19 protein-coding genes are annotated in these 24616 nt (G+C 66.9%); 8 read left to right on the plus strand and 11 right to left on the minus strand.

Translation table 11 applies throughout. From position 1 onward, the window contains the following. Positions 1 to 1011: acyl-CoA dehydrogenase family protein (locus KGM94_RS09345; protein WP_300257320.1), on the plus strand; the 1011-nt coding region annotated here is incomplete at its 5' end. Between the two features lie 15 nt (positions 1012 to 1026). Continuing rightward, on the plus strand, positions 1027 to 2223 hold the full coding sequence (locus KGM94_RS09350; protein ID WP_300257323.1) for an acyl-CoA dehydrogenase family protein: 1197 nt from the start codon (positions 1027 to 1029) through the stop codon (positions 2221 to 2223). A gap of 180 nt (positions 2224 to 2403) precedes the next feature. Here the strand turns inward: KGM94_RS09350 and KGM94_RS09355 are convergent, their stop codons facing one another. Together KGM94_RS09355 and KGM94_RS09360 are read right to left on the minus strand one after the other, a co-directional pair. Then, a complete protein-coding gene (locus tag KGM94_RS09355; protein ID WP_300257325.1) occupies positions 2404 to 4725 on the minus strand; it encodes a xanthine dehydrogenase family protein molybdopterin-binding subunit in 2322 nt (773 codons plus the stop codon). A gap of 74 nt (positions 4726 to 4799) precedes the next feature. Then, complete coding sequence (locus tag KGM94_RS09360) at positions 4800 to 5675, minus strand: dihydrodipicolinate synthase family protein (protein ID WP_300257328.1); 876 nt, start codon at positions 5673 to 5675, stop codon at positions 4800 to 4802. 210 nt (positions 5676 to 5885) lie between these two features. Here KGM94_RS09360 and KGM94_RS09365 point away from each other — a divergent pair, with 210 nt between their 5' ends. Beyond that, positions 5886 to 6845 (plus strand): J domain-containing protein, encoded by a 960-nt coding sequence (locus KGM94_RS09365; protein WP_300257331.1) that lies wholly within the window; start codon positions 5886 to 5888, stop codon positions 6843 to 6845. Positions 6846 to 6912: 67 nt separating this feature from the next. Here the strand turns inward: KGM94_RS09365 and KGM94_RS09370 are convergent, their stop codons facing one another. Next, positions 6913 to 9249, minus strand: coding sequence for a Tex family protein (locus KGM94_RS09370; protein WP_300257334.1), 2337 nt, complete (start codon positions 9247 to 9249; stop codon positions 6913 to 6915). A 267-nt stretch (positions 9250 to 9516) separates the two neighbouring features. Next, entirely contained in the window at positions 9517 to 9855 is a 339-nt protein-coding gene (locus KGM94_RS09375) for a cytochrome c (protein WP_300257337.1), read from the minus strand. Between the two features lie 170 nt (positions 9856 to 10025). Between KGM94_RS09375 and KGM94_RS09380 the strand changes: the two genes are divergently transcribed. After that, complete coding sequence (locus KGM94_RS09380) at positions 10026 to 11501, plus strand: amidase (protein ID WP_300257340.1); 1476 nt, start codon at positions 10026 to 10028, stop codon at positions 11499 to 11501. A 16-nt stretch (positions 11502 to 11517) separates the two neighbouring features. Here KGM94_RS09380 and KGM94_RS09385 read toward each other — a convergent pair whose 3' ends face one another. Both KGM94_RS09385 and KGM94_RS09390 read right to left on the minus strand, forming a co-directional pair. Continuing rightward, on the minus strand, positions 11518 to 11691 hold the full coding sequence (locus tag KGM94_RS09385; protein ID WP_300257343.1) for a hypothetical protein: 174 nt from the start codon (positions 11689 to 11691) through the stop codon (positions 11518 to 11520). Between the two features lie 67 nt (positions 11692 to 11758). After that, positions 11759 to 12079 carry a hypothetical protein gene (locus tag KGM94_RS09390; RefSeq protein WP_300257346.1) on the minus strand — a complete coding sequence of 107 codons (321 nt, stop codon included), beginning with the start codon at positions 12077 to 12079 and terminating at the stop codon, positions 11759 to 11761. A gap of 164 nt (positions 12080 to 12243) precedes the next feature. Between KGM94_RS09390 and KGM94_RS09395 the strand changes: the two genes are divergently transcribed. Next, positions 12244 to 13158 (plus strand): PaaI family thioesterase, encoded by a 915-nt coding sequence (locus KGM94_RS09395; RefSeq protein ID WP_300257349.1) that lies wholly within the window; start codon positions 12244 to 12246, stop codon positions 13156 to 13158. Positions 13159 to 13170: 12 nt separating this feature from the next. On the opposite strand, the gene KGM94_RS09400 is transcribed toward KGM94_RS09395, so the two are convergent. Together KGM94_RS09400 and KGM94_RS09405 are read right to left on the minus strand one after the other, a co-directional pair. Continuing rightward, positions 13171 to 14850 (minus strand): methyl-accepting chemotaxis protein, encoded by a 1680-nt coding sequence (locus KGM94_RS09400; RefSeq protein WP_300257352.1) that lies wholly within the window; start codon positions 14848 to 14850, stop codon positions 13171 to 13173. Positions 14851 to 14901: 51 nt separating this feature from the next. Next, complete coding sequence (locus tag KGM94_RS09405) at positions 14902 to 15159, minus strand: hypothetical protein (protein ID WP_300257355.1); 258 nt, start codon at positions 15157 to 15159, stop codon at positions 14902 to 14904. A gap of 302 nt (positions 15160 to 15461) precedes the next feature. On the opposite strand from KGM94_RS09405, the gene KGM94_RS09410 reads away from it, so the two are divergent. The 3 genes from KGM94_RS09410 (at position 15462) to KGM94_RS09420 (ending at position 19560) form a co-directional block, all read left to right on the plus strand. Beyond that, complete coding sequence (locus KGM94_RS09410) at positions 15462 to 16403, plus strand: helix-turn-helix transcriptional regulator (RefSeq protein ID WP_300257357.1); 942 nt, start codon at positions 15462 to 15464, stop codon at positions 16401 to 16403. A 119-nt stretch (positions 16404 to 16522) separates the two neighbouring features. Beyond that, positions 16523 to 16882 (plus strand): hypothetical protein, encoded by a 360-nt coding sequence (locus tag KGM94_RS09415; protein WP_366526225.1) that lies wholly within the window; start codon positions 16523 to 16525, stop codon positions 16880 to 16882. Between the two features lie 320 nt (positions 16883 to 17202). Beyond that, on the plus strand, positions 17203 to 19560 hold the full coding sequence (locus KGM94_RS09420; protein WP_300257362.1) for a TonB-dependent siderophore receptor: 2358 nt from the start codon (positions 17203 to 17205) through the stop codon (positions 19558 to 19560). Positions 19561 to 19570: 10 nt separating this feature from the next. Here the strand turns inward: KGM94_RS09420 and KGM94_RS09425 are convergent, their stop codons facing one another. The 3 genes from KGM94_RS09425 to KGM94_RS09435 all read right to left on the minus strand — a co-directional run bounded on the left by KGM94_RS09425 (position 19571) and on the right by KGM94_RS09435 (position 24507). Next, complete coding sequence (locus KGM94_RS09425; RefSeq protein ID WP_300257364.1) at positions 19571 to 20200, minus strand: 2-dehydro-3-deoxy-6-phosphogalactonate aldolase; 630 nt, start codon at positions 20198 to 20200, stop codon at positions 19571 to 19573. Positions 20201 to 20213: 13 nt separating this feature from the next. After that, positions 20214 to 21128 (minus strand): 2-dehydro-3-deoxygalactonokinase, encoded by a 915-nt coding sequence (locus KGM94_RS09430; RefSeq protein ID WP_300257367.1) that lies wholly within the window; start codon positions 21126 to 21128, stop codon positions 20214 to 20216. Between the two features lie 76 nt (positions 21129 to 21204). Continuing rightward, complete coding sequence (locus KGM94_RS09435; protein WP_300257372.1) at positions 21205 to 24507, minus strand: carboxyl transferase domain-containing protein; 3303 nt, start codon at positions 24505 to 24507, stop codon at positions 21205 to 21207. Positions 24508 to 24616 lie beyond the last annotated feature (109 nt).

Raw genomic sequence — 24616 nt, forward strand, 5'->3', positions numbered from 1 at the left:
TTTGCCGAGCTCGGCTGGCTCGCGCTGCCGATCGGCGAAGCCTATGGCGGACTCGGCGGCGGGGCGGTCGACGTCGGCATCTTGATGGAGGCATTCGGACGCGGGCTGGTGTCCGAGCCCTATGTGGCGACCGTGGTGCTCGGCGCGGCGCTGGTCGAAAAACGTGGCAGCGAGCAGCAGAAGCGGAAAATCCTGCCCAAGGTCGCGGAAGGTTCGCTGATGCTCGCGCTTGCGCATTCCGAGCGCGCGGCGCGATTCGATCTCGGCAATGTCGCGACCATCGCCAACAAGAGCGCGGAAGGCTGGCGCCTGTCCGGCCGGAAGGTCGCCGTGCTCGACGGCCATGCGGCGGAACAGATCATCGTCTCCGCGCACATCCATGACCATCGGGGGCCGTCGGGACGGATCGGCCTGTTCCTGGTGCCGGCGCAGACACCGAGCCTGACGCTGACCGACTTCGCCCGCCTCGGCGGCGGCCGCGCCTGCAATCTCGAGCTCTCCGACGTGCATCTGCCCGAGGACGCGCTGCTCGGTGGCGGCGACGATGCACTGCCGGCGATCGAGTGGGCCGTCGACCGCGCCATGGCCGCGCTCGGTTCGGAAGCCGTCGGCATCATGCAGACGCTGCTCGACATGACGCTCGAGTACACGAAGATCCGCCAGCAGTTCGGCCGGCCGCTGTCGGCCAACCAGGTGATCCGGCATCGCCTCGCCGACATGGCCATGCAGTGCGACGAGGCGCGCTCGATGGCGCTGCGCGCGGCGCTGAAGGTGGACGCCGAGCCGGTCGAGCGCGGCCGCGCCGCCTCGGGCGCCAAGGCCAAGATCGGCAAGTCCGCACGCTTCGTCGGCGAGCAGTCGATCCAGCTTCATGGCGGCATGGGCGTCACCGAGGAGCTCGAGGTCGGCGCCTATTTCAAGCGCCTGGTCGCCTTCGACACGCTGTTCGGCGGCAGCGCGCATCACTATCGCCGCCACGCCATGCTCGGCCGCGCCGCTGTGCCGGCCTGACAGAGGGAGCGCAACATGGACTTGTCGTTCAACGCCGAGGAGCGCGCCTTCCAGGACGAGGTGCGGACCTTCATCGCCAAGAACCTCAAGCCGGAGATGAAGCGCGCCACCGCGCTGACCCCGTCGGTGTTCTCCGATCCCGACATCGGCATGGCCTGGCAGCGGGCGCTGCACCGGCAGGGCTGGGGCGCGCCGGGCTGGCCGGTCGAACATGGCGGGCCGGACTGGACGCCGGCGCAGCGCTGGATCTTCGAGACCGAGTCCGCGCGCGCCGGCGTGCCGAACGTCAACGTGATGGGCGTCAAGATGGTCGGCCCCGTCATCATCGGCTTCGGCTCGCCGGAGCAGAAGAACTTCTACCTGCCGCGGATCCTCTCCGGTGAGGACTACTGGTGTCAGGGCTATTCCGAGCCGGGCTCCGGCTCCGACCTCGCCTCATTGAAGACGCGCGCGGTGCGCGACGGCGACGACTACGTGATCAACGGCACCAAGATCTGGACCACGCATGCCCATCACGCCAACCGCATGTTCGCGCTGGTGCGCACCAATGACGGGCCGCGGCAGCAGGACGGCATCAGCTTCATCCTGATCGACATGAAGACGCCGGGCATCACCATCCGCCCGATCCTGACCATCGGCGGCGACCATGAGGTCAACCAGGTGTTCTTCGACGACGTGCGCGTGCCGGTCGCCAACCGCGTCGGCGAGGAGGGCAAGGGCTGGACCTACGGCAAATACCTGCTCGAATTCGAGCGCGGCTCGGGCATCGCGTCGGCAAAACTGCGCGAGGGCCTGAAGGCCATCGCCGAGCTCGCGGAATCCGATCTGACCGGCCGCGCCATCGACAGCCCGGACATCGCAACCCGCATCTCCGAGGTCGAAATCGACATCGACGCGCTGGAGATGACCGAGCTGCGCGTGCTCTCGGCGCTGCAGACCGGGCAAAACCCCGGCGCGGTGTCGTCGATCCTGAAGCTGCGAGTCAGCGAGATCCGCCAGGCCGTGACGCGGCTCGGCGTGGACGTCGTCGGCCATGACGCGCTTGCCGTCGAGCCGATGCGTCCGCTCTACAGGCTCAACCACGAGCCGCCGATCCCGGAGGACATGCTCACCGTCGTGCCGGAATATCTCAACGGAAGGGCCTACACGATCTTCGGCGGCACGTCGGAAATCCAGCGCGACATCATCGCGAAGATGATGCTGGGGATCTAGGATTGCCAAGGTAACGCACGCCGGCCCCACACATTCAGTGTCGTCCCCGCGGAAGCGGGGACCCATAGCCACAGCGCACAATTATGTGGCTAAGCGGTAACCCCCAATCCCCGTAACCACATCTCCCTGTGGTTATGGATCCCGGGCTCGCGCTTCGCGCGCCCCGGGACGACAGTGGTGCTACCCCGCCTTCGCGTCGCGGATCGCCTGCCAGATCTTCTGCGGCGTCAGCGGCGTGTTGAGCTGTTTGATTCCGATCTCGGCGAGCGCGTCCATCACGCCGTTGGTGACGCAGGGCGGGCCGCCGATGGCGCCGGATTCGCCGCAGCCTTTTGCGCCCAGCGGATTGGTGCGGCACGGCGCGGAGCCGTCGAGCGTCACCTCGATCGGCGGTATGTCGTCGGCGCGCGGGATGCAGTAGTCCTGATAGCTTGCAGTCAGGAGCTGGCCCTCGGCATCGTAGGCGACGCCCTCATAGAGCGCCTGGCCGATGCCTTGGGCAACGCCGCCATGGATCTGGCCGGTGACCAGCATCGGGTTCACGGCGACGCCGACGTCGTCGACGGTGGTGTAGCGCACCACGCGGGAGACGCCGGTCTCCGGGTCGATCTCGACCTCGCAGATATGCGTGCCGTTCGGCCAGCTCGGCCCGTCGACCTCACCCTCGGAATCGACGCTCAGCCTGGCGCCAGATTCCTTCTCGGCGATCTCGAACAGGCTGATGCGGCGGTCGGTGCCGACCACGGTGAGGACGCCGTCGCGATACTCGATGTCCTCGATCGAGGTCTCGAGCACGTTCGAGGCCTTCTCACGCGCCTTCTGGATCAGGTCGTTGGAGGAGACCGCGACCGCCGTGCCGCCGACGAACAGCGAACGCGAGCCGACGCTGCCGAAACCGGTGGCGAGATCGGTGTCGCCCTGCACGACGTCGATCCTGTCCATGGGGATGCCGAGCGTATCCGAGATCATCTGGGTGTAGGTGGTCTGCAACCCCTGCCCCATCGCCATGGTGCCGGAATGCAGGATGACGCGCCCCTGCGCGGTCGCATGCAGGCTGACCTTCTCGGTGTGCGCACGGCCGCCGGTCCATTCGATGTAACTGGTCAGGCCGCGGCCGTAGAGCAGACCCTTCTTCTTAGCGGCCCGTTTTCGCGCCGCAAAGCCGTCCCAGTCGGCAAGCTTGACGGCACGATCCAGCATGTGCGCGAAGGCGCCGGAATCGTAGACCTGGCCGGCGGCGTTGGTGTAGGGTAGCTGCGCCGGCTTGATGTAGTTCGCTTTGCGGATCGCGCGCGGATCCATGCCGATCTGCCGTGCTGCCGCGTCGAACAGCCGCTCGACGATGAACACGGCCTCGGGCCGGCCCGCCCCGCGATAGGCGCCGACGGGCGCGGTGTTGGTCATCACCGTCTTCACCTCGAAATGCACCAGCGGCAGGTCGTAGACGCCGGTCTGCACGAACGGCCCCAGCACCAGCGGGATGATGTTGGCCGCACCGGAGGAATAGGCGCCGGTGCAGCCGATCGATCTGACGCGATAGGCCAGCACCTTGCCCTTGTCGTCGAGCGCGAAGGCGGCGGTCGAGGTGAGATCGCGGCCGTGGGTGCCGCCGACGAACTCGTCGGTGCGATCGCCGCGCCAGCGGATCTTCCTGTTCAACTTGGTGGCGGCATAGGCGACGATGCCGTCTTCCGGATAGAGATTGGTCTTCTGGCCAAAGCCGCCGCCGATGTCGCCGACCAGTACGCGCACGCTGTCCAGCGGGCGCTTCAGCACCGCGCCCGCAAGAACGTCGCGGGTCGAGGCGGGCGTCTGCGACTGCACGTGCAGCAGCAGGCGGCCGGTCTTCTTCTCGATCTCGGCGATGGTCGAGCGCGGCTCCATGGCCGAGGGCACCAGGCGCTGGCTGACCAGATCGAGTTCGACCACATGGGCGGCCTTAGCGAAAGCCTCGGCGACCTTGCCGGCATCGCCATAGCTCATCGCCCCGACGATGTTGTCCGGCGCCTCGGGCCACACCACTGGCGCGCCGGGCTTCACCGCCGCGACGGGGTCGACCACCGCGGGCAGCACCTCGTAGTCGACCGCGATCGCTTCCGCGGCGGCATGCGCCTGTGCGCGGGTGCTCGCGACCACCGCCGCCACCGCCTCGCCGGCGTAGCGCACGATCTCGTGCGCGAGCAGCCGCCGTGGCGGCACCGTCATCGGCTTGCCGTCGGGGCGCATGAAGATGGTGAGTGTCGGGATGGTGCCGATATCGTCCCTGACGAGGTCGGCGCCGGTGTAGACCGCGGTCACGCCCGGCATCCCGCCTGCTACGCTGGTGTCGATCGACACGATCCTGGCGTGCGCATGCGGCGAGCGCAGCACGTGCAGCCACAGCGCGCCCTCTTCCGGCTTGTCGTCGATGAACTGTCCCTTCCCGGTGAGCAGTCGCTGGTCTTCCAAACGCTTGACGGGCTGGCCCGCCCCGAAACGCAAATCGCCGGGAAGAATGTTCATTCGCTGGTCCTTCAAGTCTTTGGCAGGCGTGGTTCTTAGTGGATCGATCCGGAGCAGACCAGTCGGCGTTGCGTTCAGCCGACGTCCCTGAGTGCCGCTTCCACGATCTTGCGCTGCTCGGGGCTCAGCGCGGCCTGCGGCGGGATGGGATCGCCGACGTCGTAGCCCTGGATGGAGAGGCCCGCCTTGATGCAGGCGGCGAGGTTGAAGCGGGCAAAGGCCTCGTTGATCCGCCAGAGCCGCCGCTGCAGCGCCATGGCTTCGTCCCAGCGCCCGGCCTTGCAGAGGTCGTAGAGCGCAACGCTCTGCCGGGGGATGATGCAGGCCGGCCCTGCCATCCACCCCAGGCCTCCGATCAGCATCACGGCGGCGGGGATATGCGCAGAGGCCGCGAACACGCGCATCCGGTCGCCGCAGCGGTTCATGATCGAGAGCAGCCGCCCGGTATTGGTGGAGGCATCCTTGATGTAGCCGATGCGCGGATGCTCGGCGAGGCGCGCGATGACGTCGAGGGTGAGATCGGATCGCTGGAATTGCGGATTGGTGTAGATGACGACGGGGACGTCCACGGCATCGGCGATGCTGCGGAAATACGCCTCGATCTGCGCATCCGCCACCGGGAAATAGGCCTCCAGGATCGCCAGAATTCCGCTGGCGCCGAGCCTCTCACAGGCCCTGGCCTGCGCGACCGCATCCGCGGTGGAGGTCGAGGCGACGCCGGCAATGACGGGGACGCGTCCCTTCGCCGCCTCGATCGTGGCTTGCACCACGGCCGTGCGCTGCGTGGCGTTGAGATAGGCGAATTCGCCGGTTGAGCCCAGCGGCGTCAGTCCGTGCACCCCTGCGCCGATCAGATCGTCGCAGAGCCGGCCGAGCACGTCGGTGCGGATCGCACCGTTCGCGTCGACGGGGGAGACGAGATAGGGAAAGACGCCGTGAAAATCGGGCATGTCGGGCAATGGGTCTCGCAAGATCGGGCGCGATCAAGCTGCCTGCTATCACGGGGAAAAATCCCCAGCAAGGCGCGGCCCTCCATAGCGCCGACGGGTTGTTCGCGAGGACTCAATCAAGAATAATTGACATAACTCTTCACAATCTATCGGTGCGACTGACTTCACACGCAAATCCTGCTCGCGGGTCCAGCGTCGCTGTCGCTGCAAGTGTCCCGCAGCGGTTACAGAACGAGAGCTCAGGCCAAGGAAATCTGCGACGGCGAGATCAGCGGCGCCGATCGCCGGCCGGACCGACGCAGTTGTGCTCGCAGCGCGCCGCAACGCGATCAATTTATAGTCATTTTTCCGCCGCACTGGGCCGACAGCATCGAGCCGTATCAGTTCAGTTGTGTACGCTCTCCCTTGAAACGCGGCGGAGGTTTCCGAGGAGGCGGGAGTACGGCAAGCCCGACGATGACGACTCTCTACGATTTGCTCGGAGCGCTGTCCGACGACGGCGCCGACGAGATCAGGACCGCCTTCCGCAAGGCGGTCAAGGGAGCGCATCCCGATCTCAATCCGGGCGATCCCGACGCAGCTCAAAAATTCAGGCAGATCGTCCACGCCAACGACATCCTTTCCGATGACGAGCAGCGCGCTGCCTATGACCATCTGCTGATGCTCGCATACCAGGAGCAGGCGGCCGCATCGCGCCACCGCATCGCCGCGGTCGCGCGCAAGGTGGCCTCCGGCATCATGGCCGTCTCGGGACTGGCGGTCGTCACGGCCGGCGGCTATCTGCTGTTCATGCACATTTCGGTGGCCTCGGTCGGGCCGGCATCCTATCTCGTGGCGGCGCGCGAAGCCGTGAGCCTTGCGCAGCCCGCGCCAACCGACGGCGTCGCCACGGCCGATGCGAAACCCGCATCGGACATCGCGGGCGGCGTCAATATGACGGTCGCCGATCTCGGTCCGGCCGTCCTGGTCGATACCCATCTCCCGGTCGCCTACATCGATCGCGCCACGATCTTCTATCGGCCGCGCAAGCCCGAGGCGGCGCGCACCTTCGGCATACCTGGCAAGACTCGCCGGGCCGCGAGTGTCCTCCCTGAGCCGGCAGCCGTGCCGCTGCCACCCGTCCGGCAGCCTCCCACAACGCTCGCGACGCGCCTGCTGAGCGAACGCTGACGTCCAGCTCGCCGCCGCAGGGAAGACGGGTCGAGCCAGCCGACGCAGTCCTTTGAGGGCCCGCGCCTCACACGGGCTTGCCACGTCCGTTCTTCTCCGCAGCACGCCGCAGCGCGTCGGCGAGCGCACCGCCGGCCTGCTCCTGGCCCTTGCGCGGCGCGGAGGAGGTCATCTTGCCGGACGAACGCCCGGCGTCGCGGGACGCGCCGGGCGCGTCCGTCCTCGCACCGACCTCGTCGTCGAGCCGCAGCGTCAGCGAGATGCGCTTGCGCGCGACCTCGACGTCCAGCACCTTGACCTTGACGATGTCGCCGGGCTTCACCACGTCGCGCGGGTCCTTGACGAAGGTCTTCGACATCGCCGAGACGTGCACGAGGCCGTCCTGGTGGACGCCGATGTCGACGAAGGCGCCGAAGGCGGCGACATTGGTCACCGTACCCTCCAGGATCATGCCCTTCTCGAGGTCCTTGATCTCCTCGACGCCTTCCTTGAACACGGCCGCCTTGAACGCCGGACGTGGATCGCGGCCGGGCTTTTCCAGTTCGCGCAGGATGTCGGTCACCGTCGGCAGGCCAAAGGTCTCGTCGACGAAATTCTGCGGCTTGAGCGTGCGCACCACTTCGCCGTTGCCGATCAGCGCCTTGATGTCGCTCCTGGTCGCGGTGAGAATCCGGCGCACCACCGGATAGGCCTCCGGATGCACGCCGGAGGCATCGAGCGGGTCCTCACCGCCGAGGATGCGCAAGAAGCCCGCACATTGCTCGAACGCCTTCGGCCCGAGCCGCGCCACATCCTTCAGCGCCTTGCGTGACTTGAAGGGACCGTTCGTATCGCGGTGCTGCACGATGCTGGCCGCGAGACCGGCGTTGATGCCCGATACCCGCGACAGCAGCGGCACGGAGGCGGTGTTGACGTCGACGCCGACCGCATTGACGCAGTCCTCGACCACGGCATCGAGCGAGCGCGCCAGCCTGGCCTCGCCGAGATCGTGCTGGTACTGGCCGACGCCGATCGCCTTGGGCTCGATCTTGACGAGCTCGGCGAGCGGATCCTGCAGGCGGCGGGCGATCGACACCGCGCCGCGCAGCGTGACGTCGAGGCCGGGCAGCTCTTCCGACGCGAAGGCCGAGGCCGAGTACACCGACGCGCCGGCTTCCGACACCACGATCTTGGTCATCTTCAATTCGCCCAGGCGCTTGACGAGCTCGGTCGCGAGCCGGTCGGTCTCGCGCGAAGCGGTGCCGTTGCCGATCGCGATCAGGTCGACGCGGTGCTTCAGCGCGAGCTTGCCGAGGATCGCAAGGGCCTCGTCCCATTGCCGCTGCGGCTCGTGGGGATAGATGGCGGTGGTGTCCACCACCTTACCGGTCGCGTCCACCACCGCGACCTTGACGCCGGTGCGATAGCCGGGATCGAGCCCCATGGTGACGCGGGCGCCGGCCGGTGCGGCGAGCAGGAGATCGCGCAGATTGGAGGCGAACACGCGCACGGCTTCGGTCTCGGCGGCCGTCCACAACCGCATCCGCAGGTCGATGTTGAGGTGCACCTGGATTTTCGTCCGCCAGGCCCAGCGCACGGTCTCGATCAGCCAGCGGTCGGCGGCGCGAGCGAGATCAGCGACGCCGAACCGCTTCATGATCTTCAACTCATACGCACTCGGCTGGCCTGCGGGCGGCGCCTCCACCTCGGGCTGGATCTGGAGATCGAGGATTTCCTCCTTCTCGCCGCGGAACATCGCGAGGATCCGGTGCGAGGGCAGCTTCGTCAGCGGCTCGGACCAGTCGAAATAGTCCTTGAACTTCTCGCCTTCGGTATTCTTGCCCTTGCGCACGGTGGAGACCATGCGCGCGTTCGTCCACATCTCCTCGCGCAAGCTTCCGATCAGGTCGGCGTCCTCGTCGAAGCGCTCGACCAGAATGGCGCGCGCGCCGTCGAGTGCGGCCGCGGCATCCGCTACACCCTTCTCGGCGTTGACGAAGGCTTCGGCCGCGGACTTCGGATCGGTCGTCGGCTGCGTGAGAAGCCGATCGGCGAGCGGCTCGAGGCCGGCCTCCCTTGCGATCTCGGCCTTGGTGCGGCGCTTCGGCTTGAACGGCAGATAGATGTCCTCGAGGCGCGCCTTGCTGTCGGCGGCCACGATGCTGGCTTCCAGCGCCGCATCGAGCTTACCCTGCTCGCGGATCGACTCCAAAATTGCCTTGCGGCGGCTCTCGAGCTCGCGCAGGTAGCCGAGCCGCTCCTCCAGCGTGCGCAACTGCGCATCGTCGAGCGCGCCGGTCGCCTCCTTGCGATAGCGGGCAACGAAGGGAACCGTGGCACCGCCGTCGAGCAGCGTCACCGCCGCCTCGACCTGCTCCTCCCGCACCCCAAGCTCTTGCGCAATCTTCTGATTGATATTTGCCACGCCGGACCTCACCACCCAAGCACGCGACGCAACCGGACGCCGGAAGCGGGACGCCGCTTATGGACCAACCGGGATCGATTCATCAAGATGCGATGGACAATCGTCGACAGAGGAGTTTTTGTTGCGCGGAGCCAACGGCAACGTCCGCGATTTCGCCACTTTTCGTGGGTCGGCAGGAGAGGAATCGCGTAGCCCGTATGGAGCGCAGCGGAATGCGGGGACTCGCCTGCACCGGATTTTTCTTCGCGTCGTCCGGCTTGCCGTGAGCTACTCGGTCTTCAGGCTCAGGATGTAATCGGCGAGATCGTCGGCCTCCTCGGGCGAGACGACCAGATTCGGCATGTTCTGGTGGCTGGTCCTCAAGAACACCTTGAGCGACAGCGCCGTCGTGCCGTGCCGGTTGGCGACCGCCCAGAAGCTCGGCGCCTGGTCGGACACGGCCGCCATGTGCGGCTCGATCGCGTGGCATGCCCTACACCAGGCGTCGGCGAGGCGAAGGCCCGCCGACACGCTGTCCGCGGCACGCGCGATGTCGTTCCCCGCGGCGAGCAACAGGGCCGCGATCAGGATATTGAGGCTGATGTGAATCCGGGCGTTGCGCCGCATGCTCGGGGTCCCTCGCCGCATTGATTCCGCCATGCAGTAAAGCATCCGCGCAACGGCGAATTCTTGCGTTGGATCAAACCGTGTACCACGCACACCAGATGCGCGCGCCGGCTCGATTGACTCGATTCCCCGCGAAACTAAGGTGGCGCTCCACGAAAGGACCAAATCGCATGACCTTGCCGATGAGCTGGAGTGAATGGGCACAGCATGACGGCGTTGCGTTGGCCGAGTGCGTTCGCAAGGGCGAGCTGACGCCGCAGGAACTGGCGCGCCAGGCGGCCGCCGGCGTCGCCAAGGTCGATGCGGCGCTGTCGGGCGTGGTCGAGCTGTTCGAGGACGTAATCGCCGACCCGGCCAGGGACGGCACCAACCTGAACGGCTCGTTCGCGGGCCTCCCCTTCCTGATGAAGGATCTCGGCCCGACCATGAAGGGCCGCCTGCAGGAGATGGGCTCGCTCCTGATGCGCGGCAACCGCGCCGCCGCCGACACCTTCCTGACGACGAAGTTCCGTCACGCAGGCCTCAACCTGATCGGGCGAACCACGACGCCGGAGTTCGGCGTCTGCAGTTCGGCCGACAACCCGGCCGTCTACGTCACGCGCAATCCCTGGAATACCGACTACACCACGTGCGGGTCATCGGCGGGCAGCGCGGCGATGGTCGCCGCCGGCGTGGTGCCGATCGCACATGCGACCGACGGCGGCGGCTCGATCCGCATTCCCGCCGGCGTCAACGGCAATATCGGGCTGAAGGTGTCGCGCGGGGTGTTCTCGCTCGCGCCGCATCTGTCCGATCTCACCGGGCTCGTGTCGATCCAGGGCTGCCAGTCGCGCTCGGTGCGCGACACGGCGGCCTTCGTCGACCACTGCCGCGGACCGGCGCCGGGCGAGTTCATGCCGTTCTGGACCACCGCCCAGCCCTACGCCGAGATGATCAAGCGCGATCCCGCAAAGCTGAGGATCGCGCTGTCGCATCGATGGGGCGACTATCGCGCGACGCCGCACATCGCGGACGAACTGGCGAAGGCCGGCCGCTTCCTCGAGGGCCTCGGCCATCACGTCGATTACGCGCTACCCGAGCTCGACTTTGCCGCCGCCTTCGACGCCCAGACCACCTGCTACATCAGCAACTTCGCCGTCGTGATCTCCAACATGCTCGCCGCGCGCGCGCTGGAACGCCCGCCCGCCGATCTGATCGAGCCCGTCAACGTCCGGATCTGGGAAGCGGGCCGGCACACGAGCTTTGCCGATCGGGCGCGCATGCAGGCGGTGTTCAACGCCACCTCGCGCGCCTTCGGCATCTTCTTCGAGCAATGGGACGTGATCCTGACGCCGGTCACCGCGCTGCCGACGCCGAAGGTCGGCACGAAGGAATATCTGACGATCTCGGACAATCCCGACGTGCTCGACTGGTTCGGCAATCTCTGGCGCAATTTCGCCTTCACCCCGCTCGCCAATCTCTGCGGCATCCCCGCGATCTCGCTGCCGATGGCGCAGCACGAGCACGGTCTGCCGCTCGGCATCCAGGCGATCGCCAAGCAGGCCAATGACGGCCTTCTGCTGCAGCTCGCCGCCCAGATCGAGCGCGCGCTCGGCGGCAAATGGAACGGCGGCAAGACGCCGAAGATGCACGTGACGAAGGGGTGATCGGCGCCGTTTCGCGCTAGCGGCGGTTGCCGAACCGGTCCGCATAGAACAGCACGAGGAAGCCGCTCAGTCCGGCGGCCGACAGCAGCGCGTCGGTCCGCAGGGCGTGCCGGGACAGCCCGAGATCGACGTGGGCGACATGCGCAAGCAAGGCCGCCACGGCAACCGCGGCGACGACGTACAGCAACATCCGGCCCGTCATGCGCATGAAACGAGTATGCAGGGCGGGCGCGCCTCGTGCAAGCCGGCGAGGCCCCTCAGTTCTTCATGGCGGGAACGATCTCGGCCTGCGCCTGCGCCTGGTTCTGCTGATACATTGCAAGCGCCTTGTCGAGCGCCTCGCGCAGGGCAAGCGCCGCCGCGGGACTGCAGCGCAGATGTCCGGTCTGGATCACGTCGATCCTCACGCCGGCGCCGACCGGCATCAGCAGGTTGGCGGCGAGCTCGATCTGGATGGCGCCATTGTGGTGACCGAAGCAGGACGCGCCGTCGAAATAGATGAACGGCGCCCGCTCGGAACTGGCGGTGGAGATGCTCACGCCCCCCGGCTCGGTCGGCGGCGTATCGGGGTCTGCCATGGGGCCTCCGCGCGGTTTGGGGCTCGGTCCTGAGCCCTCGGGACAAGGCGCCACCATCGGCGCTTCGCGGCGACCTGTCGAGCTCCGAAACGGCCGAGCAAAGTCCGGAACATTTGCAGGTGCGACGTTTTGCGCGGCTCACGGCGCTGGTCTAAAAGATCGTCATGACCAGATCACCAAGCACCTCCCTCCCGTTCGACGCGCTGGCCGAGGTGGTCAAGCGCCGCCATTCCGTCTATGGCCACATCAGCGGGCTTCAGCTCGACCGCGCCGCGCCGGGCGAGGCCTGGTCGAGCCTGGCCTACCGCCCCGTCTTCGTCGGCGACACCGAGACCGGCGTGCTGCACGGCGGCGTCGTCACCGCGATGCTGGACGAGAGCTGCGGCATGGCCGTGCAGCTCGCGCTCGACGCCACGGGTGCGATCGCGACGCTGGATCTGCGCATCGACTACCAGAAGCCGGCCACCCCCGGCCTCGCCATCAAGGCGCATTCGGTATGCTACCGCGTCACCCGCTCGATCGCCTTCGTGCGCTCCACCGCCTACCAGGACTCCGAGGACGATCCGGTCGCCACCGCGACCGCCTGCTTCATGATCGGCGCCAACCGGACCAACATGCTGGCGGACCGGCCGCCGAAGGACCGTCACGACGTCCCGACGCTGGAAGCGCCGGACGATCCGACGGGGCCGTTCGCCAACAGCCCGTTCGCGCGCTGTCTCGGCATCGCCGTGCGCGACGACGGCACGCTGGTGATGCCGTTCTCGCCAAAAATCATCGGCAATCCGATATTGCCCGCGATCCATGGCGGCATGACCGGCGCCTTCCTGGAGACGACCGCCATCATCGGCGTGACGCGCGAGCTCGGCGTCTCCGCGCCGCCCAAGCCGATCGGGCTGACCATCAACTATCTGCGCTCGGGCCGCGCGCTCGACAGCTACGCCAACGTCTCGATCGTCAAGCAGGGACGTCGCATCGTGGCGTTCGAGGCCCGCGCCTGGCAGAACGACCCCGACCGGCCGATCGCCACGGCGTTCGGCCATTTCATGCTGCGGCCGACGCCGGGCGCGGAGGAGGAATAGGTCAGGCCACCTCTAGCCGGCTCTCACCGTATCGAGAAATCTGCCGACCTCGAGCTTCAGTCGGCTGCCATCCGATGCCAGGGATTTCGCCGCGGACAGCACCTGGACAGACGCCGAGCCGGTCTCTCCGGCGCCCCGCTGCACGTCCACGATGTTGGATGAGACGTGTTGGGTGCCCTGGGCGGCCTGCTGGACGTTGCGGGAAATCTCCTGCGTCGCTGCACCCTGCTCCTCGACGGCGGCCGCGATGGTAGAGGAAATCTCCGAGAGTCGTTCGATGGTACCCGAGATGTCCTTGATCGCTCCGACCGATTGCTGGGTCGCGGCCTGGATGCTCGTGATCTGCTGACCGATCTCTCCGGTGGCCTTGGCGGTCTGCTCCGCGAGCGCCTTCACCTCGGACGCGACGACGGCAAACCCTCTGCCGGCCTCGCCGGCGCGTGCGGCCTCGATGGTGGCGTTCAGCGCCAGCAGATTGGTCTGGCCCGCGATCGTGCTGATCAGTTCGACGACGTCGCCGATCCGGTTGGCAGCCGTTGACAACTCGCCCACCCGTTCCGTGGTCGAACGCGCCTGGCCGACGGCCTCACTCGCCATCCGTGCCGATTCCTGTACCTGACGGCTGATCTCCGTGACGGAGGACGACAGCTGTTCCGTAGCGGACGCGACCGATTGCACGTTGGTCGAAGCCTCTTCGGAGGCGGCAGCAACCATCGTGGTCAGCTCCTGTGCCCTCCCCGCAGTCGCCGTCAGCGTGCTGGCCGAGGCTTCGAGCTCGGTCGACGCCGAGGAGACGGCGTGGACGATCTCGCCCACCGCCGCTTCGAAACCGTCAGCGAGCCTGCATAGCTCCGCCTTGCGTTGCTGGGCGGCGGCCTGGTCCCGCCGCATCCTGGCCTCGGCTTCGGCCCGCGCTTTCTCGGCAGCCTTGACCTTGAATTTCTCGACCGCCCCCGCGATATCGCCGATCTCGTCCTTGCGACCGAGACCCGGCAGCACGACATCGAACCTGCCTTCCGCGAGTTCCAGCATCGAAGCAGTCAGCGCCCGGATCGGGCCGCTGATGCTTCGAGAGGTGAGGAACGCCAGGGCGACGCCGACGAGCAGGCAGAGCCCGCCGAGCGCCACGGCAATCTTGATTCCCAGGGTGAGATTTTCTCCAGTCTGCGCCGCGCCCACTGCCGCGGCCTCGCGGTAGGCGAGCGCCAGCGGATCGGCGACGTCCTCGATCTTTTGCGCCGCCGCCAGCGCAGCCTCGACCGACGCTTTCGCCTCAGGGGTATCGAGCGCGGGATTCTTTCCCTGGTACTGCCTCAGCCTGAAGATCTTCGTCCTGCTTTCGGAGACCGCGGCCTGCAACTCCCTCGCACGCGCCTGACGGCCAGGATCGGAGGTGCTCGCGACCAGCTCGTCCAGTCGACCAAGCGCACGCTGAAAGCCTTGTTCCGCCCTGTCCCAGTGGGATGGGACGTCGGTCGCCAGCGCGATCCAGACGCGCATCCGCGCCTCGTAGACGCGCGCGAGCACCGCTTCGTTTCCGACTTCGTTATTCTTGAAGCTCAGCACTCGGGCGAACGACTCGCGCGCGGCGCCCGATGCGTACACCGAGTAGCCGGCTATCGCTCCGGTGATCAGCAGTAGCAGCCCGAAGCCGACCATCAACCGCCCGGCGATCCTCACATTGTTCAACATGGGTCGAGCTCTTTCCTTTCGGGTGTGGAGCGGACAGGCCTCTGACGATACTTACGGACGCTCCGACCAGAGCCGGGCGAGTTTCGACTTAGCCGCCTCGAGCTGCTGCTCGAGCAAGCCGATATCGATCTGCAATTTCGCACTGATCTCGGGATCGTCGAGCGTCCGCGAACAGTCCCTCATCCGCGCATAGCTTCTCTCGAGTCCCGCGATTGCGGCTTCCATCTCCCGCCTGGCGTTGGCGCGAAAACCCTGGAAGCTCCACGCAGCGTAGCGCACCGGATCGGGAGCGACATGGCTCCCGGGCACGGGGAAAATCGGCTTCCACGCAAATTCGCGATCGGACGAGGGGAAGGCGAGGACATTCGGCATTGGATGGCGACCGTGTGTTGCAATGGCCCGAGCGTACCCGGAAGCCATGAAAGGCAGCTTTGTCCTAGAACGGTCATTGGCCGCTTTCCGCCCGCGTCTCCGCAAGATTACGGGGGTTCCACCCGCATTTGACCTCGATCAAGTTCACCGGTTGAGACGTTCTGTACATGCAACCCGTGGACCGGTCGTTTCGCAGCAATGGATTCTGCACAACGGACGTCCGGCAACTCGAGCAGCAGTTGGTCAGCGTGTTCGGCGCAACTGGATTCGAGGTGCCGGATCATGCGCGCCTCAATGTGCGCAGCAATTTCATCCAGCTCCACGAACTGGCCCTCGGTTTCTGGGCGTTCGGCACGCCGGCCAGGATCAGATTTGCCAAGCGCGGCTTTGCTGCACTGGGACTGACGTTGAGAGGACGGGGCGCGGCCAGCAGCGGAAAGCAGACCGCCGCCGCGGCCGTCGGTTGCCCCACCCTGGCGTCGCCCGACCAACCCTCGGAATTTCACTACGGCGCGAGCCTGGAGAAGGTCTTCGTACGCTTCGATGCCAAGGGCCTGGAACGCAGGCTTGCGGCCCTGCTCGGAGCGCCGATCAACCGCACGGTTCGTTTCGAGTTGGCGGACTTTACCAGCCAGGACATGCTGTCGGGGCTCGTCGGCCTGGTCGAAACGTTGCTGAACCAGGTCGAGCGCAGGCCCTGCGTGCTCTCACCGCTGGCCCTTCGCGAACTCGAGGAAGCCGTGACCGTGCAACTGCTGTTCACCGGCCGTCACGCCCTGACCGGCAAGCTGCAGCGGAGGCCGCCGCTGACCTCCGCGGACCCGATCAAGCGGGCCGAGCAGTTCATCGAGGCCAACTGGCAGCATCCGATCACGATGGAAGTCCTGACCGACGTCACCGGGGTCAGCGCGCGCACCCTGTTCCGGAGCTTCGTGCGGACTCGCGGCTATTCGCCGATGGTCTTCGCCAGGAAGATCCGGCTCGAACGTGCCCATGCCCTGTTGAGCCGGCCGAACGCCACGACCTCGGTGACCGGCGTGGCCCTGGACTGCGGCTTCTCGAACCTCGGCCGCTTTGCGCACGACTACGCCAGCATGTTCGGCGAATTGCCGTCAAAGACGCTCAGCCGATCCCATCCCGCCGCGCCTGGGTCGGGCAGGCCGCGCGACCGCGAGACCTGAGCGGGACACGGCAACCCTCGATCGATCGAGGTAATATCCTGCCGATTCGGGCCTTGACGACCGGCGCGCCGGTCACAACGATATGCCTTCGTCTCGCGCGGGATTCTGGAGGGATGGCCTTGCGGCATCCGATTGACGTCATCGCGATGTTCGCCGCGCTCTGGCTTCTGGCCGCGATGGTGCTCGACGCGCTGACGCCGAAGGAACTGACGGCGATCATGATCGGCGTCGCGATCGGGCCCGCCGTGATCATCACCGCGGTGTTCTACTATCTGCGCTGTCCCCGCACGGATTTCGCGGTGCTGTTCGCCGCGCTGTGGCTGATCTCTGACATCGCGATCACGCTCATCTCGCCGAAGCCGCTGCCGACCTGGCTCATCATGTCCGGCTTCGCACCGGCGCTCATCGTGGGTGTCGTGCTGCACTGGCGACGATTCCTCCGCCGGCACGAGCATCTCGCGTGGCCGCCGGCGAGATGACGGCGCGATGGCGTGCCTCGTTCTTTCCTGCTTCGATTCGTTCTAAGACTTATTCTAAGAGGAATTCCAATGCATCGCGCGCCGCGCCGCGTTGCACGGTCATGACGGCCGCGGCAATCGCCCTCGACAACAAGACGACATTGATCGAAAACGACTTTGTCCGCCGTTACGATGATTAGATCGATTCCAATCCGACTGCCGCTCGCTGACTCCGCGCGCGTCGTTGGAAGGACTCCAGGTCGCGTGGCCTAGACGCGCAAATCCGCCCCTGCATAAGACGATCGCACTGACAATCAGTTGCATCTTGGGGGGGGGAAGTCATGCTGGGGCAACATTCGGGGCACGCGCACGCGCGGCACCATTCACTCGCGCGGATGCGGCTCACGACGAGCGCGCTCGCCATCGGCATCGCGGCGGCGTGGACCGCAGAGGGTCACGCGCAATCGGCGCCCGGCGCCAGCCTGCCTCCCGTCAGCGTCACCGCGCCGGCCAACAAGCCGCGCTCCACGACTGCCGCAAGCCCACGCGATCAACGCAGCACGGGACGGACGCGGCGGACCCAGGTCGCACGGCAGACCGAGACGGCGCCGGCGCAAAAGCCCGCGTTCGGGCCGACCCAGGACGCGCGCACCGGCACGGTCGGCGTCTATTCCGACTCGACCGCGACCGCGACCAAGACCAACACCAAGCTGGTCAACATCCCGCAGTCGGTAACCGTGCTGACCAAGGACTACATCCGCGACCAGTCGTTCCAGACCCTGACCGGCGTGACGCGCTACGTGCCGGGGGTGGCGATCCACCAGGGCGAAGGCAATCGCGACGAACTCGTCATTCGCGGCGTGGACTCCAGCGCGAATTTCTACGTCAACGGCTTCCGCGACGACGTGCAGTATTTCCGCGACCTCTACAACACTCAGAGCGTCGAGGTGCTGAAGGGACCAAGCGCGCTGACGTTTGGACGCGGCGGGGGCGGCGGCCTCGTCAACCGCACGCTGAAGGAGGCCGACGGCCAGCGCATCTACGAAGCGACGATGCAGACCGGCTCCTACGCCGACAAGCGCGTGTCGCTCGATGCCGGACAGGCGGTCAACGAGAACGTCGCGGTGCGGCTCAACGCCTTCTACGAGAACAGCGACACCTTCCGCGACTACGGCCACTTCGAGCGCTACGGCTTCAACCCGACGGTGACCCTGGAGCCGACCGACGACACCAAGGTGAAACTGTCGTACGAGTTCTACCACGACTACCGCCTCGCCGACCGCGGCAATCCCTCGCTCGGCATTCCCGGCGGCGCCACGCGGTTCAATCCCACGGTGCCGTTCGCGCCGAATGACGACCTGACGACGTTCTTCGGCAGCCCGCTCTACAACAGTGCCAAGGTCGAGGTGCAGACCGGCATGGCCGTGGTCGAGCACGATTTCGGCAACGGGCTGACCGTGAAGAACGCCTCGCTCTACGCCGACTACAACCGTGGCTATCGCAACGTCTATCCGGGCGGCACCGGCGGCGGACCGGGCGGCGGCGCCGTGACGCCCGACCTCACGCAGCTCTCGCTCAACGCCTATCAGAACTACACCCCGCGCGAGAACGCGTTCAACCAGACCGACTTCGTCTACAAGACGAATACGGGAGCCGTGCTGCACACGCTAGCTTTCGGCACCGAATTCGGCCGGCAGAGCGGCCTGTCGCGGCGCGATTCCGGCATTTTTCCGAACAACGGCAACAAGGCGTTCGACGTCGTCAACCCGTTCAACCCGACCTATTTCGGCCCTGTCGTGTTCACCCATCTCGCGACCGACGCCAACAGCAAATACCGACTCAACATCGCCTCCGGCTATGCGCAGGATCAGATCGAGTTGACGCGCTGGCTGCAGCTCTTCCTCGGCGCCCGTTACGACAGTTTCGATCTTTCCGCGCTCGACTTGAACACCAATACTCAGCGCAACCGGGTCGACGAAAAAGTCTCGCCGCGCGCCGCCGTGATCGTCAAGCCGATCGAGGCCATGTCGATCTACACCGCCTGGAGCATCTCCGACCTGCCGGCCTCCGGCGACCAGTTCAGCACGCTGAACCCGGGCACGCTGGTGCTCGAGCCGCAGAAATTCGAGAACACCGAGGTCGGCCTGAAGTGGAACATCCAGCCGAAGCTGCTGTTCACCGCCGCCGTCTACGAGCTCACGCGCACCAACGTGCCGATCGCCGATCCCAACAATCCCGGCTTCTTCTTCCCGAGCGGTGCCCACAAGATCCGTGGCGCCGAGACCGCGCTGACGGGCTATGTGACGAAGGACTGGCAGACCACGTTCGGCTACGCCTACACCGACGCGCGCATCGCCAGCGCCACGTCGACGATCATCGTCGCCGGCAATCGCGTGCAGCTCGTGCCCTACAACCAGTTCGCCTGGTGGAACAAGTACCAGATCGATCAGCGCTGGGCGGCTTCCCTCGGCGCGATCTATTTCTCGGATTCCTTCGCGTCCTCCGACGACACCGTGCGGCTGCCCGGCTTCTGGCGCTTCGATGCCGGCCTGTTCGCCAAGATCGACGAGACCTGGAGCGCGCAGCTCAACGTCGAGAACATCTTCAACAAGGGATATTGGGCGACCGCCGACGGCAACAACAACATCTCGCCGGGACAGGGCCGCACCGTGCGCGTCTCGGCCCGCGCGCGGTTCTGAGGAAGCGGCGTCAGGCTTTTGCGGCGATGTCGTAGGCCGCGATGGTGGCCCCGGCGCGCGTGGCGACGTCGTGCGCGCTCATGCCGGGCTTGTAGAGGCTCGAGCCCATGCCGAAGGCGCGGATGCCGACCCTCATATAGGCGGCGAAATCGAGTTCCGAGATGCCGCCGACCGCCGCGATCATCGCGCCGGGCGGCAGCACGGCGCGAATCGCAGAGATGCCCGACGGCCCGAGCACGCTCGCGGGGAAGAATTTCAGGCTGGAGGCGCCGGCCCTTGCCGCCAGCAGGGCTTCAGTCGGCGTGAATACGCCCGGCATCGTCACCATGCCGCGCTCGCTCGCCCGCGCGATCACGGTCGCGTCGACATTCGGGGCGACTGCCAGCCTGCCGCCGGCATCGTGAAGCCGGTCGACGTTCTCCGTCGTCAGCACGGTGCCCGCGCCGATCAGGAGTCCTGCCGGCGCGCGCTTGACGGCGATTTCGATCGAGCGGAACGGATCGGGCGAGTTGAGCGGAATCTCGATCGCGGTGAAACCGGCCTCGATCAGCACGCCGACGATACCCTCGGCCTCCTCCGGCTTGACGCCGCGCAGGATCGCAACCAGCGGACGCTTCATCGTAGGGAACGGCACGGTCATCGGCCTGATCCTTCTAGCTTGCCCAGATTGCGTCGGCCGCCGTGGCGAGACCGCGGCGCACGGAGACGTCGGCATCGATCGGACTGACCGGCACCGACAGGGCGCCGAATGCCAGCCCGTAAAGACGCGCCAGCCGTCCCGATGCGATCAATGTAATGCGGACGTCCCGCGCCTTTGCCGCAAGTTCCGCAGCCAGCTCCATCCCGATCAGCGTGCCGGAGATGGTCTCGCGCGCCGCCTCGGGCCGGCCGCCGAACAGGAGTTGCCGCGAGCGTACCTGAAATAGCAGGTTGGCGGCGCGCGCCGGATCCTCGCGGGCCGCGACGACCGCCGCCGTGAATGCGGCGACATCCTCGGCATCGTCAGCGCCGGCGAGCGCATGCGACAGGATGGTGTGCTGCGCGACCGCGCCGAACAATTCGCCGGTCATGAAGGTGGCGAAGCGTGCGATGCCCCCTCGCCTCACCGTCACCCATTTCGAATGGGTACCGGGCATGCAGACCAACGCGTCGTCCGCCGGATCCACGCCGAACGCACCGAGCAACTGCGTCTCCTCGCCCCGCATCACATCGGGCGCGCTTTCGTCGCGCTGCGCGATGCCGGGCAGGATGCGGATGTCGCGGGATTGTCCGGGCACCCTGACCGTGCGCTCCAGGATCGCGGCAAGCCGCGCCGGCGTGTCGACATAGCCGGCCTCGACCCAGCCCTGCCGCGCGCCCGCCATGCCGCAGATCAGCACCGGCAGGTCCGGCACGGCATGCACGGCATCGAGATGCGACTGCAGCACGGCGTCAAAGCCGCTGTTCGCCGCGACCGTCATGCCCTCGTCGCTGCGCCGCTCGGCCAGAACACCGCCGGCGCGGTCGATCAGCCAGAGCCGAAAACTGCTGGTGCCCCAATCGACCGCGACATGGGCCGCCTCGCGCATGATGGTTCCGCTCCGGATTCGATGCCTGCGGCGTCAGCGTAGCACGCGGCGCGGCTTTGCCAACGCCGCGGCGGCTTCACCACGCATCGATGCAGGGCCGCTTCTTCTCCGTTCGCTCCGGCGGTTTCGGCACCGAGCGCAGGCCCGCCATGATCCAGCGCCGCGTCTCGGCGGGATCGATGACGTTGTCGATCTCGAACACGGATGCGATCGAGACCGCCTTGCCGTTGGCATAGAGCTCGGCGACCTTGTTGCGATAATAGGTCTCGCGCTCGACCGGATCGGCGATCGCCTCCATCTCCTTGCGGAAACCGAGCCGCACGTAGCCCTCCAGGCCCATGCCGCCGAACTCGCCGGTCGGCCATGCCGCCGTGAAGAAGGAGGCGTGGAAGCCGCCGCCGATCATCGACTGCGCACCCAACCCATAGCCCTTGCGCAGCACGATGCCGAACAGCGGCACGGTGAGGCTCGCTCCCGTCACGAACATGCGCGAGACGTGACGCACGATCGCGGTCTTCTCGGCCTCGGGGCCGACCATGAAGCCGGGCGTATCGCAGAGCGAGACGATCGGGATGTCGAAGGCATCGCAGAGCTGCAGGAAGCGCGCAGCCTTGTCGCCGGCGTCGGCGTCGATCGCGCCGCCGAGGTGCTTTGGATTGTTGGCGATCAGGCCGAACGGCTCGCCCTCGATGCGGATGAAGGCCGTGATCATGCCGACGCCGTAGTCGCGGCGGATCTCCAAGACGGAACCGGTGTCCGCGAGAAGATCGATCACGGAGCGGATGTCGTAGACGCGCAGGCGGTTCTCGGGGATCGCGCGGCGCAACAGGCGCTGGTCGGGCGCCGTCCACGCGCTCGCCGCGCCCTGGAAGTAGGACAGATATTTCTGTGCGGCCGACGTCGCCTCCTCCTCGTCCTCGACCAGGATATCGATGACGCCGTTCGGCGCCTGGAACGAGACCGGGCCGACCTCGGCCGGATGATAGACGCCGAGTCCGCCGCCCTCGATCATGGCGGGGCCGCCCATTCCGATGGAAGCGTTCTTGGTGGCGATGATGACGTCGCAGCATCCGAGCATCGCGGCATTGCCGGCAAAGCAGTAGCCGGAGACGACACCGACGACGGGCACGAGGCCAGAGAGCTTTGCGAACTGCACGAAGGACGGACCGTCGAGCCCGGTCATGCCGAGCCGGTCGGTGTCGCCAGGCCGGCCGCCGCCGCCTTCGGCATAAAACACCAGCGGAATGCGCCACCGTTCCGCCAGCGACAGCATGCGATCGATCTTCTTGTGGTTCATGTGGCCTTGGGTGCCCGCGAGCACGGTGTAGTCGTAGGCGACCACCATGCAGCGCGCCGCATCCGCGCCGAACTTTTCGGCGTTGACGGTGGCGACCCCCATGATGAGTCCGTCGGCCGGCGTGTTCTTGATGAGGTCGTCGAGCTTGCGGCGGCGGCGCTGCGCGGCGATCGCGAGGCTGCCGTACTCCATGAAGGAGCCGCCATCGACGAGCTGGCCGATGTTTTCTCGCGCGGTGCGCTGGTTGGTGTTGCGACGACGCTCGACGGATGCAGGCCGGCTTTCGTCGAGCGTGTTGGCCTGGCGCGCGATCAGCTCGGCGAGATCGGGGCGGATGTGGTCGAGATCGATCTCGACTTCCCTGGCCGCGCTGTCGGCCTCGACATCGAGCGGCTCGAGATAGAGGATCGGCTCGCCATGCATCAGCGTGACGCCGTCGCCGGCAACGAGCTTCATCACCCGCCCGCCCTGCTCGGCCATCACCAGATGCTCCATCTTCATGGACTCGATCACCGCGAGCTGCTGCCCCGGGCGCACGATCTCGCCCTCCCTGACCTGGATCGTGACCACCGTACCCTGCAGGGGTGCGGCCACCATCACCGCGCCCTCGGGCACGGGCTGCGCGGCATGCGGCTCGGCCGCGCGCTCGGCCGGCCGTTCGGCCGCCGCGAAGAACAGCGGCCGCGCCGCGCCGTCGGACGCCGCCACGAGCTTGGCGATGTGACGGTCGACGAAATCGGTCGAGATGCGGTTGGTCTTGAAATCGGGATGCGCCAGTACCGCCTGCAGGAAGGCGATGTTGGTGACGACGCCGTCGATGCGGAATTCGCGCAGGGCGCGCGCGGCCTTCGCAACGACGTCGTGCCAGGCCTTGCCCGACGAGTGCACGATCACCTTGGCGAGCAGCGAGTCGAAGGCGGCGCTGGTCTTGTAGCCGGCATAGCCGAAACTGTCGACGCGCACGCCCGGGCCCGACGGCGGCTCGAATACCGCGAGCACGCCGCCGGTCGGGTGGGGCGCGCCGGTCTCGTCCAGCGTCTCCATGTTGACGCGAAGCTGCATGGCGTAGCCGCGCGGCTTCGGAATGGCATCCTGCGCAAGCCCGAGCGAGACAAGCCTGGCGCCGCCGGCGACCGCGAGCTGGGCGCGGACGAGGTCGACGCCGAGCACCGCTTCGGTGACGGTGTGCTCGACCTGCAGCCGCGGATTGGCCTCGATGAAGGCAAAGCTGTCGTCGGCGCCGTCGACCAGGAACTCGAACGTGCCGAGATTGTCGTAATGGGCGGCGGCGGCGAGGTGCTTCGCCGCCTGGATGATCTTTCCGCCCAGCGCTTCGCCGAGCGAAGGACTCGGCGCCACCTCGATCAGCTTCTGGTGACGGCGCTGGATAGTGCATTCGCGCTCCCAGAGATGGCTGATCGCGCCGTGATGATCGCCGATGATCTGCACCTCGATGTGGCGCGCCTTGCGGATCAGGCGCTCGGCATAGACGCCGTCGAAGCCGAAGGCCGCTTTCGCCTCCGACTGGCAGCGCGCATAGGCCTCCGTGAGATCGGCGGCCTTCTCCACCACGCGCATGCCTCTCCCGCCACCGCCGGCCATCGCCTTGATCACGATCGCCGCACTCTTGCCGAGGCCGTCGAAGAACGCCCTGATCTCCTCCAGCGTCGAGGGCCCGCTGGTGCCGGCGACGATCGGCACGCCGCAAGTCCTGGCAAGCTGTCGCGCCGCGGCCTTGTCGCCGAACAATTCCAGCGCGTCCGGCTTCGGCCCGACGAAAACGAGACCTGCCGCCGCGCACGCCCTGGCGAATTCCGCATTCTCGCTCAAGAAGCCGTAGCCGGGATGCACGGCGTCGCAGCCGGCGGCCTTCGCCGCCTGCACCACGCCGGCGATGTCGAGATAGGCGCGGGCGCCGCGACCGGGAATCTCTTTCGCCTCGTCGGCGACGCGGACATGCAGCGACGACGCGTCATCGGCGGGATGGATCGCGACCGTGGCGATGCCGGCATCCGCCGCGGCGCGCGCGATGCGGATGGCGATCTCGCCCCGATTGGCGATCAGGAGCTTTCGGAACGACATTCAGCGGTCTCCAGCGCCCCGCACGGAGCGCGCGTCGGCAGGTTCGGATTCTGGGTTCTGCTTGTTCGCTTTGACCATGGCCGTCAAGGGCAAGCCAGCCCGTACCGCA

Source organism: Bradyrhizobium sp. (assembly GCF_028868675.1).
Taxonomy (GTDB): domain Bacteria; phylum Pseudomonadota; class Alphaproteobacteria; order Rhizobiales; family Xanthobacteraceae; genus Bradyrhizobium.